The organism is Pseudomonas sp. A1230 (genome assembly GCF_044218825.1).
Taxonomy (GTDB): Bacteria; Pseudomonadota; Gammaproteobacteria; order Pseudomonadales; family Pseudomonadaceae; genus Aquipseudomonas; species Aquipseudomonas iridis.
Genome location: NZ_CP162582.1, coordinates 108,215 through 123,376 on the forward strand (window position 1 = coordinate 108,215; position 15,162 = coordinate 123,376).

Here is a 15,162-nt window from a genome sequence, read left to right on the forward strand (position 1 = left end):
GCGCGATTAGCGCGTCGACACCGGGCGTTTCACCCAGACTGGCGACAGGCTGCTGCCGGAACCGGTGACGTACAGCACCGCTGCTTCACCGCGCTCCAGGGCGACTGGCTTCACGTCGCCGACTTTCTTGTCGCCTTCGTACAGCGCCAGGCTGACTTTCACCGGGTTGATTTCACGTTCGCCACGGCCCTTGGCCGCCACGGTTTTGACCACTTCAGTCTTGCCGTCGGCAGTCTTCAGGGTCAGCGGCTTGTCGCTGAGGTTCTGCACGCGCACCAGGGATTTCTGCTTGTTCTTGAACGGCGGCTCTTCGATCAGTTGCGGCGCGCCGGAAGCGTTGTTGACCAGGGTGTAGTAGTGATCACCGGCGAGTTTCACCGGCAGGGTCTGACTGCCGACCTTGGCGCTGTAGTCGCCGCCCGGCATGAAGCTGAAATCGCTGCTGGCCAGTGGCGCAACATCGCTCAGGTTGGTGCTGCCAACGGTGGCGCTGACTTCAGCGTTGCTGGCGTTATAGATGCGCACGAAGCTCGAGCCTTTTGGCGCCGTAGGGCCGTAGAGGGCAGCATCGCCACCCGCGAAGGCGGGTACGGAAAGCACGCTGAGGCCAGCAACCAGAGCGAAGCTTTTAGCGAGACGGCGAGGAGTTGTAGTGAAAGTCATGGTGTACCTCTCTTTCAGTTTTGCGCCCGGTCGGGCGTCTCGGATTTAGTGTTTGCAGCTACGTTTTGTTGGCGTGCGCCGGCTTGTTTAAGCTCTGCGACCCACTGCGGGTCGGCGTCACCGATTTCGTTGTTCACAGGCAGATAACGTTCAGGAAACTCCCAGATCAGCACCTGTGGCGGGCTGTTCTTGAAGTCATCGCTTTTGAGGTAGCTGAGCATCGGCAGGATCGGACCGTGGCCGTCTTCGGCGTAGCTCACGACGTCGCTGTGCAGCGCTTGTTTCAGCGCACCGACGAAGTTCCAGTTCGGGTTGGCGCTGTAGCTGGTGCCGATCAGCGCGACCGGCACTTCGCTGTTGGCGAACAGAGCGTCATCACCGCCAGGTTGCTCGCCAGCGGCTACGGTGTTGCGCTTTTGCAGCGGCTCTTGCGCCGGCATCAGGTTTTCGAACAGCGGATCAAGCGGCAGGAACAGACGCAGATCGCCCTTGTGCGTGACCTTTTCCGCCGGCGTGGTGACGAAACGCTGCGGCTCGCCGCTGAGCGGGAACTTGTCGGCGATGGTCTTGGCCAGGGTGTTGGCGGCAACTTCGGCACCCTCAGGCGTCCAGTGAGTGTCGGTGCGCAGGAACACTTGCTGACCGTTCTGCTTGGCCTGTTGCAACGGCTTGAGCAGATCGGGCGCAAGGATCTTGTCCGCCGCAACCCGGGCGTGGAAGTCCTCGTAAAGGTTGGCGTGAATGCTTGCCGGTTTCACTTCACCCAGGTGCTCCGGGTACAGACGAACCTTGGCCGGCACGATCGCCATCACCAGTTTCACGCCTTTGTCTTTCAGGGTTTGGCGCACGCCTTCGACCAGCGCGTAATTGCCTTGCAGGTTCAGCTCTTCGTTGACGATCGGGTTGAATTCCTCATCGCTGTACAACCACTGATCGCGACCGAGCACGACGCCCGGACGACCTTCGTTGAACAGTTTGAAATCCAGCGCGGCCCAGAGGTTGGTACCCAGGCGCTTGATCGGAAACTCTTCGTCGTAATGAGTCTCCACAGCCTTGGTCCAGCGACCGTTGAGCACCGTCGCTTCGGCGTTGGTGCTGAAGCCGAAGAAGCTGCGAACCGACCATAGACCCAGGACCAGCAGGGTCACCAGGAACAGGGCTATGTAGAAGATGCGTAATGAGCGGGTCATGTCAGATCCCTCAGAACTGGAAGTAAAGGAACGGCGAGAAGCTTTGCGCCGAGAGTTTGAGAATCGAGGCAATGAACAGCAGCAGAATCACGGCGCGCATTGCGTAGCGCGACCAGTCAGCGGTCCAGTAGGCCGGTTGCACCTGGGCTTCGACGCCGACGGTGTAGCCTGGCTCGTGGATGCTTGCCGGGTTGTCGCCGGGCACCGCTTTGATCATTCCCGGGGTCGCAGTGCCAGGGCCGTCGGCCTCGACGTTGACTTCAGGTTTGGCCTTGACCGGTGGCTGATTGGTGTACAGATCACGCAGGCCGAAGAACGCCAGCGTGACGTATGCCACCACCAGAGTTGCCACTTGCAGACCGGTGAGGCTGGCCTGATTGAGTTCCGACAGCGACCATTCGCCGAAGCTGAACATCGCGCCGTACATGCGACCGGCAACGTGCAGGTTCTCTGCGCGGAAGATCACCCAGCCCATCACCACCAGCAGGAACGTCAGGGCCCAGCGAATCGGGTTGAGGCTGCGTGGCGAGGTGTTCAGGCCCAGCGCTTTCTCGATGGCCAGCCACATGCCGTGCCAGGCGCCCCAGACGATGTAGGTGATGTTCGCGCCGTGCCACAGACCACCCAGAAGCATGGTCAGGAACAGGTTGCGATAGGTCATCAACGTACCTTTACGGTTACCGCCGAGGGTGATGTACAGGTAGTCACGAAGCCAGGTGGACAGGCTGATGTGCCAGCGACGCCAGAACTCGGTGATCGACTGACTGATGTACGGCTGCTTGAAGTTTTCCATGAAGCGGAAACCCATCATCAGACCCAGACCGATCGCCATGTCGCTGTAACCGGAGAAGTCGAAATACAGTTGCGCGGTGTACGCCAGCGCACCCAGCCACGCATCGCCCGTGGTCGGGTTTTGCAGGGCGAAGCAGTGGTCGGCAACTACCGCCAGAGTGTCGGCGATGAAGACCTTCTTGATGAAACCCTGCATGAACCGCGTACAGCCCTCGGAGAACTTGTCGAGGGTGTGCGTGCGATTGTTGAACTGGTCGGCGAGGTCGCGGAAACGCAGAACCGGGCCGGCAATCAGGTGCGGGAAGATCGCCACGAAGGCCGCGAAGTCGATCAGGTTGCGCGTCGCCGGGGTGTCACCGCGATACACGTCGATGATGTAGCTGATCGACTCGAAGATGTAGAACGAGATCCCGATCGGCAATAGCACGTGGGTCAGGATGAACGGCGACAGACCGACCGAGGTCATCATCGCGTTGATGCTGTCGACACCAAAGTTGGCGTACTTGAAGTAGCCGAGGATGCACAGATCCACTGCCACGCCGAGCAACAGCCAGCGTTGCGCCGGTTTGGTCCGCACGCCGGCAGCACCGACTTTCAGGCCGATCCAGTAGTTCCACAACGTGACGGCAGCGAACAGCGCCAGGAAGTCCACCCGCCACCACGCATAGAACACGTAGCTGGCGAGTAGCAGCAGCAGATTGCGATAACGAATTCCGCTCAGGTAGTACATGCCGAGAAAGATCGGCAAGAACAGAAACAGGAACACGTTGGATGAAAATACCATCCCGATCTCTCCAGTTTTAACCAACAGTCAAGGGCCAAAGCCCCCCCAAACCCCCCACCGAAAAACCGGAGGGCCAACTCACAAATCTCTAAACCTGACACTGGCCCCTGTGGGAGCGAGCCTGCTCGCGAAAGCGTCGTGTCAGTCGACATCACTTTTGAATGTCAGACCGTATTCGCGAGCAGGCTCGCTCCCACAGGTTTTGGGTCTGGTCTTACGAACCTTTGTTGCCCTTTTCATGGGACGGGTCGTAGACCTTGGTCAGATCCCCGCCAAGGCGGAAGGTCTTGAACGGTTGCATATCGCGCTTCTTCTCGATCACATCGGCCGGGCAGGTGTAGAGGGTGCAGAACGGTTCGAGCCAGGCGAATTTGGAGTCGACCTTGAGGTCGTCCATGTCTTGCTCTTTGCCATTCTTCTTCTCGAATTCATCCGGGTCTTTAACACCCGACAGCACCCGATCACCCAGACGCTTCAGCGCGGCGTTGTTTTCCTGACGCAGATCGACACCGTTGACCTGGGCAAAACTGGCGATCATCGCCAGCGGCGGCAGGGCGTAGTTGTGGTAGGCGAGGGCGCGTTGCTGGCGCTTGAGTTCGTTCGGCAGGAAACCGTCGGCATCAACCTGATTCACGCCGACCTTGTATTCCTTCACCGCCCAGTCAAACAGGTCGCGGCGGTTGGTGGCGATGGACGTCGCCATTACCGACCAGGCAGCCCAGTACGAGTGGTTGTTGGTTTTTTCCAGCGGCAGGTTGTCCCAATCGCTGACGACCTGGTCGGCCATTTTGCTGAACCAGGCTTCGATCAACTGCGCTTGCTGCTGATGCTGCGCCAGCGGATGCGAGTCGGAGAATTTCAGGCGAATGTACGACGAGGCCATGCTGCCCAGCGCCCATTTGCGCATCGATTTGCCGGTGTGGTTGAAGTCTTTCGACATCAAGGCGTCAGCCTTGGCCCAAGCGGTCAGCCAGTTGAGCGTGCATTCGAGCTGCTCCGGGCGACCGTCGCGCATGAACTGCATCACGCGTTTGGCGGTGCCGCGTTCCAGTGTGGTGATGTCTTTGGTGGTGTCGCGGAAGGCTTTTTCCGACTGCACGTTCAGGGTCGAACGGGCCTTGTCCGAGCCTTCGTATTTACTGCGAAACTGCAGCGCGCCGGTGTACGGCGTCGGCATTGCATCGCAGCCTTCGCTTTTGTCGCCAGTCTTGAATTTATCCACCGGGGCGAAATAGCCCTGAGGTGGACGCAATGGCGCGGCGGCCTGCGCGGTGCCGGCGAAGATCGCCAGCCCGAGCAGCGTCGGCGCTAAAAGAGTTTTCAATTTCGGATTTCGCATAGCAGACCTCATTGCCCGACCTGAGCGGTTTGTTGCCCAGCGCCCGGGAATACGTTGCGTTTGCAGATTTTCGCTTCGACTTTCTGTGGCGCGGCGCCCGCTTCCGGGCCCTGGACTTCGACTGCCAGCAGGTTTTGCGAGGCCCAGTCTTCGTCCGTGCGCAACTCAAAGGCGAAACGACCGTCGGTGTCGGAGGTTTCCGGCTTCTCGATCTTGATGTCCTCGTGGCGACCGTTCATGTACCAGAGGGTGGCTTGCAGGGTTTTCACCGAGGTGTCGGCGAAGCGAATGTCGACCTGATGACTGCTGTTCTGCAGGTTCAGGTTCTTGCTGTTGACCAGCAGTTCTTGTTTGCTGCCCGGCTTCAGTGTGGCGCTGCCGGTCATCTGTGCATCTTTGCCTTCGCAGCCGTTGTCCAGCAGCGCCATCATCTGGCGGTAGATGGTTTCCTGGTCGAGGCGATACAGCGGCGAGAATTCCCAGATGAGAATTTTCGGCGGGGTTTTCTGGAATTCGTCGCTGCCCAGGTACTGCAACATCGAACCTTCCAGACCACCGCCCGGGAACGCGACGTTGAGGATGTCGGCGCCAATCGACTCTTCGAGGAAACCGGCGAAGTTGTAGTTCTTGCCGCTGTGCGAGGTGCCGACCAGGGTGATTTGCGGGTTGCCGGAATCACCGAACAGGTCGCCGTCGCCCGCTTCGCCTTTCGGCTCGGTGGTGAACTGGTCCATGTACTGGATCGCGTAACTGGTGCCGCACAGTTGCCCGGCCATGTTATGCAGGGTGCCGGTCTTGCCCATGCGCCCGGACTTCTTGGTCTCGAACTCACGCTTGGGAATGTCGGCGAAGGCCGGGATCTGCTTGACCTTCTCGGCGACGATTTTTGCCGTGCGCTGTGCGCCGTATGGCGTCCAGTGCTGGTCGCCACGGAAGTAGAAGTCGTGGGCGGGCAGGGTGTCTGGCAGCGATTCATTGGTCAGCGGCGACAAGTCCGGCACCACGTAACCCATCTTGGCGAAACGGCCGAGCATGGTCTTGTAGTTGCCCAACGCTTTTTCGTAATCGAACGCGGCTTTTTCCTGCGGGTTGAGCTTGTTGCGATTCACCAGGCCACGGGTCGGCTGATAAACGATCACCAGCTCGACCCCTTTGCTCTTGAACGCATCGTGCAGCTGTTGCATGCGTTTGTAGCCGGCCGGGGTGGTGTTGAATTCGGTGCGCAGGTCTTCTTGCGTACGGAACAGCCAGTCGCCTTGCGCCTGTACCAGCGTGGTGAAGTTCTGCTGATAGCGCGTGGTGTAGTTCTTCGCGTCGTGGGCTTCCGGGCACAGGTTGCAGCACGGATCAGCGGTGAATTTGGGCGGGGTGACGGCGCTGGCTTGATCTGCGCGGGCACCATTGCTGGCCGCCAGAATGCCCATGGTCAGGGCCGACAGGCTGAGTAATTTGATCAAGTGTGGGTGCATAAAATTATCCTCAGTCCTGCATTTCGGTCTGGCGTTCGACAGGGTCGATCAGCACGGCTTTCTGCTGGCGCACCAGCAGGTCAAGAATTTCATCCTGGCGCTCGCCCAGGATGCCGTTGAAGCTGATGCCGCTGGATTTGGTCGGCGCCAGCATCGATACGCGATACAGCTCAACACTCAACGGCGAGTCGATCGACAGCGGGCCGCTGCCATTGGCCGCCAGCTCACCGCCAACCACGATCAGCGACACCTGCGCATCGAACGGGTCGAGCTTGATGTCGCGGTCGGTGTCGGTCAGGTCTTTGATGTGGCCGTAGACGCCGGTCAGACCGTTGGCCATGGCGATGTTTTCGTAGAGGCGAATGTTCACGCTGTTACGAATGCGGATGCCGTGGCGCTTGTTGCTGATGACCTTGTTGCCCCACAGCAGATTGTCGGCAGACTCGTAGAGGGTGATGCCGTCGGTGTGGTTCTTGTAGATCTCGTTGTAGGCGATGATGTTGTTGACGCTGTTCCGGTCGATCACCAGGCCCGAGAGATTGTTGTCGTAGCTTTTGTTGTTGAAGATGAAGCTGTCGTTCACTTCGCGGGAAATGATGATCCCGTGCTTCTTCTTCGTCCCGTAAACGGTGTTCTCGGCAATGATCAGGCCGTGTGAACGGTCGTGCGGGTCGATGCCGTAGACGATGTTGTCTTTGTAGGTGTTGCCCTTGACCACGAAGTCGCGGGTTTCATAGCAGTAGAAGCCGTACCACATGTCCGAGAACTCGGAACCGACGATCCAGCCAGTCGGCTCGGCGCGCTTGAGGACCTTGGCCATGTTCGGCGTGTACTGGGAAATACTCACACCGTACGACTTACTGTTGGCGTAGCCGAAGCTGGCCATCTTGCTGTTGACGATGTAAGTCTCGGTGCCACCCCAGGCGAGCAGGAACGGGCGGAATTCTTTCGGCGAACGGAAGGTTGCCGGGCCGTTTTCCTTCTCGCGCCAGCCAGTGATTTTGGTATCACGCACGAACAGCTGACCGTCGTTGACCAGGAACGACCCGGCCTCTTGGGACAGGCGCAATTCCTGAGTCTGGCCGTCGATTTCGAGGATGCCCTTGCGGCCAACCACGATCGGCAACTTCGCCAGGTACACGCCCGGCGAGGTTTCGCTGAAGTACTGCTTGGGCAGTTTCTTCGCCAGATCCTTGAGGTTCATGTAGCCGTCGTCGACGAAGATCGCCTGCGGAATGCCGTGCTGACGCACCACCCACTCGGCCATCTTGTTGTCGCCGCCGATAAAGTCCTTCAGGGCGTCTTCCTGCATCATCCGGCGCACGCTGACCTTGCCCGCTTTGCTGCGAACGATCTTCGCGGCGGCGGCTTCGGCGGTGTAGCCGGAGATGTCCGGCAGTGTCGGCGCGGCCAGGTTCAGCGCCTCGGTCGGTGCGCTGCTGACGGTATACGTCTTGGCTTGTTGCAGCTCTTTCGCCGTGGTCGCTGGCTTGGCCGGCTCCACGCTGGCGAAGGCACCTGCCGAGGCCAGCAGCATCGCGCCGGCCAGCAGGCTGAGTGAGCCTTTGCGGGCACTGTTCATGTCGGGCACTCCCTTGGCGGTTGGCATCAGAAGCGCCAGATCACGTCGATGAACGCGCGGTGCATGTACGAGTCGACTTCTTTGCCGTAGGCATCGCCCGGCTTGAACACGCCGCCACGGAAGCGCACCAAGGCCGAAGGCTCATCGATCGACTGGCTCAATGCCGCCGGCAACAGGCCTTGCTTGAAGTACTTGGTGACGACAAGATCCATCTCCTGACCCATGTCCTTGTTGCCGTCTTCAAGCGGCAACGAGGTGCTGGACAAGATGGCGCCGGTGACGTCGTCAGTGTTGTTCTCGACGGCGTTGATACCGTTGCTGCCGACTGGCTTGTTGCCGTCGACGCGCCAGAATTTGTGGTAGATCAGGCTGGCGTCGTACTCGTCATTGAGCATCCACGAACCGAACAACGTAGCGGTCTGCATGTTGTTCATTTCGCCACGGAACGCTTCGCCGAAACGGTGAACGCGTGAACGTGTACCGGTGTAGTTCGAGCGGTTGCTTTCCAGACCGGTCTGTTCGTAATCGGCGCTGGCGCGGGCATAGGCGGCACCGACTTGCCACTGCGGATCGAGGCGCAGACGCACACCGATGTCAGTGGCCCAGCCGTTGACGTCATCGCTGCGTTTGGCTTGCGTCGGGCGGCTGCCATCGGCGTTCAGCGCGTTGACCGTGTCGCGGTCGCCGCTCATGCCGGTGATGCTGCCCCAGTAGTTGACGGTGTTGGTGTTGCGCCAGTTGTAGGCATCGCTGTCGGCGGTGAGGCCGATCCAGCTGATGTCGCCATTCTCTTTCTTGTCCAGCGAATCGCCGGCAACGCCGGGTTCTGGATAGTCGAGTTTGCCGTCATCGTGAGTATGGTGACCGCGAATCCCGACCCAGTTGCCCGGTGTCCACTGGTAAGCGGCATCGGCGTAGGCGTGCAGGCGATCCTTGTCTTTGGGCGCCAGCTCTTTGAGGTCAGTACGGTATTCGCTGAAGCGTTCGGCAACACCGGCGTTCGCACGCAACAGGGTGGTGTCGAAGGTCCAGTTCAGCGCTTCGATGTTGGTGTCGCGCCATTGGCCGTCGTCATTGCGCAGGCGTTGGCGACCGAGTTTGAGCATCTCGCCGGGGTAAGGCGTGAGGCCGCTGTAGCCGACCCAGAATTCGCGCATCGCCAGGTAGTTTTTCTTGGTCTTGCGATCACCGTTGTCGGTGGTCTGGGTGCCGTCGCTGGCGGACTGCTGCAGGGTGTCGGTCTCGATGATGTCAGTCGAGGTCACCGCCTGACCCATCGCGTAGGCGCTCCACGCGCCGCTCTCGCCGTAGACCCACGGACGCAGGTCGAGGCCGACGCCGCTGACGTCGCCGCCACTGGCGGTACCGAGGTCACGGTCGTCTTCGGACTGGCCGGTGACTTTCACTTCCAGGCCGAAGTTTTTGCTTTCAGTCATCGCGGCCAGTGTCGGGCAAGACCAGATCAGCGCGAAGGTGAGGCCAATACCGGCCTTCACGAATGGATTGAGCTTCATAGTTTTTCCTCGCCGTCTTCTTCTTGCAGGGCGTGCAGTTGCAGCGTGTTCGGGTTCAGGGCGCCACGGCTGGCCTGCTCCTGTTGCAGCAGACGCTGGGCTTCGGCCAGACGCTCTGGCGGCAGTTGGGCGGCGACAGTGGTCGCCAGCTCATCGGCCTGCGGGGTGTTTTGAGCTTTGGCCAATTGGCTGAACACATAAGCGTTGAGCGGGTCGGGCTTGGTGCCCTTGCCTTGGGAAAACAGTTGGGCAATGGCGAAATCGGCGCTGTTCTGGCCGTTGCGCGCAGCGGTCAGCAGATGGTCAAGGGCCTTTTGCGGATAGACCTTGCCCAGGTAACCACGGCGATAGATCTGGCCGAGGTAATAGTCGGCGGCCACTTCACGACCGACAGCTTTCTGGAAATGTTCTTCGGCGACCTTGGCGTCGGCCGGGACCACTTTGCCTTCGTAGTAGAGCTTGCCCAGCAACAGCTCGGCGCGCGGCTGGTCGGCGGCGCGGCCGTTGTCCAGGTACTTCATCATCTGGTCGACGTCGCCCAGTTCCGGGAAGTCGTAGAGCAATTGCGCGAGGGTGACCCACGACGCCGGGTAGCCCGGCGCGATCGGCTCAAGCAGCGACTGCGCGGTTTTTTCGTCAGTCTTGCCCAGGGTCGAGTCGGCCAGCACACGGGCAACCGAATCAACACGCTGAGCGGTGACGGTGCCGCGGCTGTAACCGGCCTGCATTTGCTTGATCAGCTCGGCCTGTTGTTCTGGCTGGGCACGTTTCTGATAGACCGTGGCCAGTTCGACGTAGCAGATGTCAGTGGTGTTGAGCGCGGCTTTGCAGATTTTTTCCACGTCATCCAGATGCTGGTCGTAAGTGCCCTGGGTGCGGTACAGCAGTACCTGCGCCAGACCTGCTTCCGGGTAGCCGGATTTGCGCCACTGATCGATCTGCTGCTGAGCGTTGATGTTCGGGAAGCTGCGCGGGTATTGCAGGTAGAGCATCGCGAGCGGGATCAACGTGTTGCCTTCGCCATTGGCGGCGGCTTTTTTCAGCAGGGTTTCGGCTTCGTGGTGCTCGGCCTCGGTCGAACCGGGCTTGGCCACCAGCAGGCGCCCCAGACGTGCCTGAGCGCGCGGCGAAACACTGGCCGCTGCGCGATAAGTCGCTTCGGCCTGTTTCATTTGCGCTGGGTCGCGGCTGTCGACCTGGATATCAGCGAGGCCCACTTGCGCTTCGCTGTAGCCCAGATCGGCCAGTTGCTGATAATTCTGCGCAGCGGTGGCGGTGTCGCCAAGCTTGAGCGCTTCGTTGGCCAGGCGCTGATCGGGCAGGCCGGCGCAACCGGCCAGAGACACTGCTAGTGCCAGCGAGCACACCATCAGTCCCCTGTGGGAGCGAGCCTGCTCGCGAATCGGTCGACCCGGAACATCAGACAAACCGCGCTGACCTTTTCGCGAGCAGGCTCGCTCCCACAGGTTCGGCGGTGTGTTGAAGATATGAGTAGTCACAGGCATGTCCTCGACTTAAAGACCGGCAGCCATGGCTTTGTCGATCAGCCAGTTCAGGTTCGGGCCACGGTCGCTGTTCACTTCCACCGGGCGGCCGGCGAGGCTGCTGTCGAGCGACTCGTCAGGCTTGATCTGTACGCGGATATCGGAAGACAGGTCGGCGCTTTTCAGGCTGGTGCTGCTGACGATCTTGCCGGTGCGGATCTTGTCTTCGCCGGCGATCTGGAAGCTCACCGGGGTGCCCGGACGCACGTCGCCGAACTGGCGATAGGAGAAGCGTGCTTCCACATTGGCCTCGGTGTTGCGCGGCACCAGTTGGAAGATCACATCGCCCTTGCTCGCGTACTGACCGTCAGCCACCAGTTGCTGGGCCACGGTGCAATCGCACGGCGAAGTCAGGGTGCCGGTCATTTGCTTGCCGAACAGTTCTTCAACCTTGGCGGGCGACAGTTGATCTTCTTGCATGTGGCCCTTGAGCACGTCGAGCATGCTGGTGCTGAAGGTCGCCAGTGGCGCGCCTTTGGCCGCAACGCCGTCGGACTTGATCAGGCTCTGCACAGTGCCGTCACGCGGCATGGTGATGTTCATGCCCGGTACGCTGACCAGACCGGCCTGTGCGTGGCTGACGAAGTACATGCCGTACACCGATTTGGCAATGAAGCCCGCCGCGACCAGGCCGACCGCGAAGATCCCGGCGCTGAACGTCACGGCTTTCAGACGCCCGAACGGGGTCATGCCGTGGCCGCCGTCCTTGACCTTGCGCGCCTTGGTGAAGTTGTCGCGCTGCAGGGTCGCCAGTACTTCACCCATGCTGACGATGTCGCCGGCAAGGTGCGAAGTGATCAGGTGGCGCAGGGTGGAAATATCCTGCGGCTCAAGGTTCTGGAACTGGCAACCGACGCGGCCGGTCTGGCGGTCGAAGGAGCGCACCTGCAGCTCGACGTCCATGGCCAGACCGAGGTTGTCGATCACAAACTGCAGGCGAGCCTTGTGCACCTGGCCGATGGTCAGCGGCATCTGCCCGGCGTTGAACGCCAGGCCGCCGGCGGACAGATCCAGCACGCGGGTTTCCAGCGGCGTCCGGTCAGGGCCGAAGAAACGCAGCTTGGCCGGGATTTTCACTCGGGCGTGTTGGCGCTGGGCTTCGGATTCATGCACTACGTTGGCGTTGACGGCGGTATTCATAGGGGCGATTTCCTTGTTAATTCAATAGGGGCGGGTCAGACCATCATCAGCAGCACGGCGACGAAAATGCTGCCGGCGGAGAAGGTCATGGTCCGAGACGACCAAGTGTTGAACCAACGTTGAAAGCTGGCGAGATCACGGGTCAGGGAAGTGGGCTGGCGAGTCCAGGATTGTTGGTCGAGGCGGAAGAACACGTAGATCTTCACCAGCGCACCGACGATCTGGTTGTAATAGAGAATCGCCGGGTAGGCCGGGCCGATCCGGTGACCGGAGCAGGACAGCAGCAGCGTCAGAATCAGGCGGGTGATGCCGATCCACAGCAGGTACACCAGGATGAACGCGGTGCCGTACTTGAAGCTGGCGATGATTGCCACAGTCAGGCCGAGCAGCGATGTCCACATCGACACGCGCTGGTCGAACAGCACCAACGAGGTGAAGGCACCGAGGCGTTTCATGCCCAGGCCCAGTGCTCGCGAGTTCTGGCGCAGGTTGTTGCCGTACCAGCGGAACATCAGTTTGCGGCTGGCCTTGATGAAGCTCTTTTCCGGCGGGTGTTCCACGGTGTGGATCGCCGCGTCCGGCACATAGAATGTGTCGTAGCCAAGTCGCATCAGGCTGAACCAGCTCGACTTGTCGTCGCCGGTCAAAAACTTGAAGCGGCCCAGGCGCCAGTGCTGCAGGGAGTCGCTTTCCACGTCGGCGATGAAATCCGGATTGGTCACCACGGAGGCGCGGAATACCGACATCCGGCCGGTCATGGTCAGGACGCGTTTGGACAGGGCCATCGAGCACATGTTGATGTGGCGTTGGGCGAACCGCAGCTTGTGCCATTCGCTCATGATGTAGCCGCCGCGCACTTCGCAGAATTCGTTGGTGGTCAGGCCGCCGACGTTGCCGAACATCTGGAACCACGGCACGGTTTTGCGTACCACACCCTCGGCGAGCACGGTGTCGCCATCGATCACGGCGACGACGGCGCGGTCGTCCGGCAGGTGACGGGAGATGGCGCGGAAACCGTAGGCCAGGCCATCGCGTTTGCCGGTGCCGGGAATGCGCACGAAGTCGAGTTTCACTCGATCCGGCGGATTCATTCGCGCCCACAGCGCTTTGACCAGCAGCTCATCGGACATTTCGACGATGGAGCAGACCATGGTGGCCGGCAGTCCGCAGTCGATCGCTTCGCGGATCACCGAGCTGTAGACCTGCGCTGTGGTCAGCGCGTCGATACGGAAACTGGTGACCATCAGGTACACGTGCGACGGATCTGCCGCCTTGCCCAGCTTGCGCACTTTACGGCGCAGGTGCGGGTAGACGATGTAGAGAAAAATCATGCCGCGCACAAAGTGCGTTGCACCCATCGAGTAGCGCCAGATACCCACGGCGCCAATCAGGAAAATGAAGTCCTTCGACTCGGAGTCGAACGTGGACGTGGGCAGCATCAAGGCCAGGCCCATCAGCAGACTGAGATAAAAAAGCCAGCCGGCGGATTGCAGAAAAAAATGTTTGAGCTTGTTCGACATAACCGTCATCCGAAGGTGAGAAGGCTTCAAGCCGCAAGCTTCGAGCTGCAAGCGAAACGCTTTGGCTTGCAGCTCGAAGCTTGTCGCTTAGGGCTGCTTTACCAGCAGATACCTTCGGTACGGGTGCCGGCGTCAGTGGCTTTGGCCATGAAGCCGACCAGGTCGATAACCTGTTTGCCGTGCGGTGCTTGCTGAGCCAGCGCACGGAACTTCTCGTCGCGGTTGCCGAGGATGATCACGTCGGAGTTGTCGATCACCGATTCGAAGTCTGCGTTGAGCAGGGACGACACGTGCGGGATCTTCGACTCGATGTATTCCTTGTTCGCGCCGTGAACACGGGCGTACTCGACGTTGCTGTCGTAGATGCTCAGGTCGTAACCCTTGCCGATCAGCATTTCGGCCAGTTCCACCAGCGGGCTTTCGCGCAGGTCGTCGGTGCCGGCCTTGAAGCTCAAGCCGAGCAGGGCGACTTTGCGTTTGTCGTGGCTTTCAACGATGTCGAAGGCGTTCTGCACTTGCGATTCGTTGCTGCGCATCAGCGAGTTGAGCAGTGGCGCTTCGACGTCCAGCGAACCGGCGCGGTAGGTCAGGGCGCGGACGTCTTTGGGCAGGCAAGAACCGCCGAAAGCGAAGCCTGGGCGCATGTAGTACTGGGACAGGTTGAGGGTCTTGTCCTGGCAGACCACGTCCATCACTTCACGGCCATCGACGCCGACGGCTTTGGCGATGTTGCCGATCTCGTTGGCGAAGGTCACCTTGGTGGCGTGCCAGACGTTGCAGGTGTACTTGATCATCTCGGCAACGGCGATGTCCTTGCGGATGATCGGTGCGTCGAGTTCTTCGTACAGCGATTGCAGAACGTCGCCCGAGGCCTTGTCGAACTCGCCGATGACGGTCATCGGTGGCAGGTCGTAGTCGGCAATCGCGGTGGATTCACGCAGGAACTCAGGGTTGACCGCAACGCCGAAATCGACGCCAGCCTTTTTCCCGGAGCAATCTTCGAGGATCGGGATGACAACGTTTGCGACAGTGCCCGGCAGTACGGTGCTGCGCACCACGATGGTGTGGCGGGTGGTCTTGTCACGCAGAACGAAACCGATCTCGCGGCACACGGCCTCGATGTAGTTGAGTTCCAGGTCGCCATTCTTCTTGCTCGGCGTACCGACGCAGATCATCGACAGATCGGTGTCACGAATCGCTTCGGCGAAGTTAGTCGTACCGCGCAGACGACCGTTCTGAATACCTTGCTGCAACAGCTCGCCCAGACCGGGTTCAACAATCGGAGATTTGCCAGCGTTGATCATATCGATCTTGTCTTTGGCAACATCGACGCCCACGACGTCATGGCCCCGTGCAGACAGGCAACCGGCACAAACTGCGCCAACGTAACCCAAACCAAATATGCTGATGCGCATCGCAATTACCTCTGTATATATCAGGCCAAAGAAGGCCGGAGTTAATGGTGTTCAGCGTTAAAAGTGCACTCGAAAGTGCGGCGCGCAGGCGTCACAATGCCGTGTGCAGGCAAACTAATTTTCGAGTGTCTAAATAAGTGCACTCAAGATGTGCGCAACTAGGCCTTGTTGTTATGACCTGCCCTGTTATGCAGCCGATCTCCATTGTTG

11 protein-coding genes are annotated in these 15,162 nt (G+C 60.1%); all 11 read right to left on the bottom strand.

The window, feature by feature from the left end:
• Positions 1–6: 6 nt before the first annotated feature.
• Positions 7–663 (bottom strand): alginate O-acetyltransferase AlgF, encoded by a 657-nt coding sequence (locus AB4P97_RS00530; protein ID WP_042557747.1) that lies wholly within the window; start codon positions 661–663, stop codon positions 7–9.
• A gap of 14 nt (positions 664–677) precedes the next feature.
• Positions 678–1,853, bottom strand: a complete 1,176-nt coding sequence (locus AB4P97_RS00535) for an alginate O-acetyltransferase (RefSeq protein ID WP_042557748.1) — start codon at positions 1,851–1,853, stop codon at positions 678–680.
• Between the two features lie 10 nt (positions 1,854–1,863).
• Positions 1,864–3,429, bottom strand: coding sequence for an MBOAT family protein (locus AB4P97_RS00540; protein ID WP_042557749.1), 1,566 nt, complete (start codon positions 3,427–3,429; stop codon positions 1,864–1,866).
• Positions 3,430–3,643: 214 nt separating this feature from the next.
• Positions 3,644–4,768, bottom strand: a complete 1,125-nt coding sequence (locus AB4P97_RS00545) for a mannuronate-specific alginate lyase (protein ID WP_395601945.1) — start codon at positions 4,766–4,768, stop codon at positions 3,644–3,646.
• An 8-nt stretch (positions 4,769–4,776) separates the two neighbouring features.
• Positions 4,777–6,237 carry an alginate O-acetyltransferase gene (locus tag AB4P97_RS00550; protein WP_042557751.1) on the bottom strand — a complete coding sequence of 487 codons (1,461 nt, stop codon included), beginning with the start codon at positions 6,235–6,237 and terminating at the stop codon, positions 4,777–4,779.
• A 10-nt stretch (positions 6,238–6,247) separates the two neighbouring features.
• Positions 6,248–7,819 carry a mannuronan 5-epimerase AlgG gene (gene algG, locus AB4P97_RS00555; protein ID WP_042557752.1) on the bottom strand — a complete coding sequence of 524 codons (1,572 nt, stop codon included), beginning with the start codon at positions 7,817–7,819 and terminating at the stop codon, positions 6,248–6,250.
• Between the two features lie 26 nt (positions 7,820–7,845).
• A complete protein-coding gene (locus tag AB4P97_RS00560) occupies positions 7,846–9,333 on the bottom strand; it encodes an alginate export family protein (protein WP_395601946.1) in 1,488 nt (495 codons plus the stop codon).
• Positions 9,330–10,832: an alginate biosynthesis TPR repeat lipoprotein AlgK gene (gene algK, locus AB4P97_RS00565; RefSeq protein WP_395601947.1), complete on the bottom strand. Its 1,503-nt coding sequence runs from the start codon at positions 10,830–10,832 to the stop codon at positions 9,330–9,332. Before algK ends, AB4P97_RS00560 begins: the two co-directional genes overlap by 4 nt.
• 15 nt (positions 10,833–10,847) lie before the next feature.
• Positions 10,848–12,017, bottom strand: coding sequence for an alginate biosynthesis protein Alg44 (locus AB4P97_RS00570; protein ID WP_042557754.1), 1,170 nt, complete (start codon positions 12,015–12,017; stop codon positions 10,848–10,850).
• Positions 12,018–12,052: 35 nt separating this feature from the next.
• Positions 12,053–13,537 carry a mannuronan synthase gene (gene alg8, locus AB4P97_RS00575; protein WP_390896409.1) on the bottom strand — a complete coding sequence of 495 codons (1,485 nt, stop codon included), beginning with the start codon at positions 13,535–13,537 and terminating at the stop codon, positions 12,053–12,055.
• Positions 13,538–13,635: 98 nt separating this feature from the next.
• Complete coding sequence (locus AB4P97_RS00580) at positions 13,636–14,952, bottom strand: nucleotide sugar dehydrogenase (protein WP_042557756.1); 1,317 nt, start codon at positions 14,950–14,952, stop codon at positions 13,636–13,638.
• Positions 14,953–15,162: the final 210 nt, after the last annotated feature.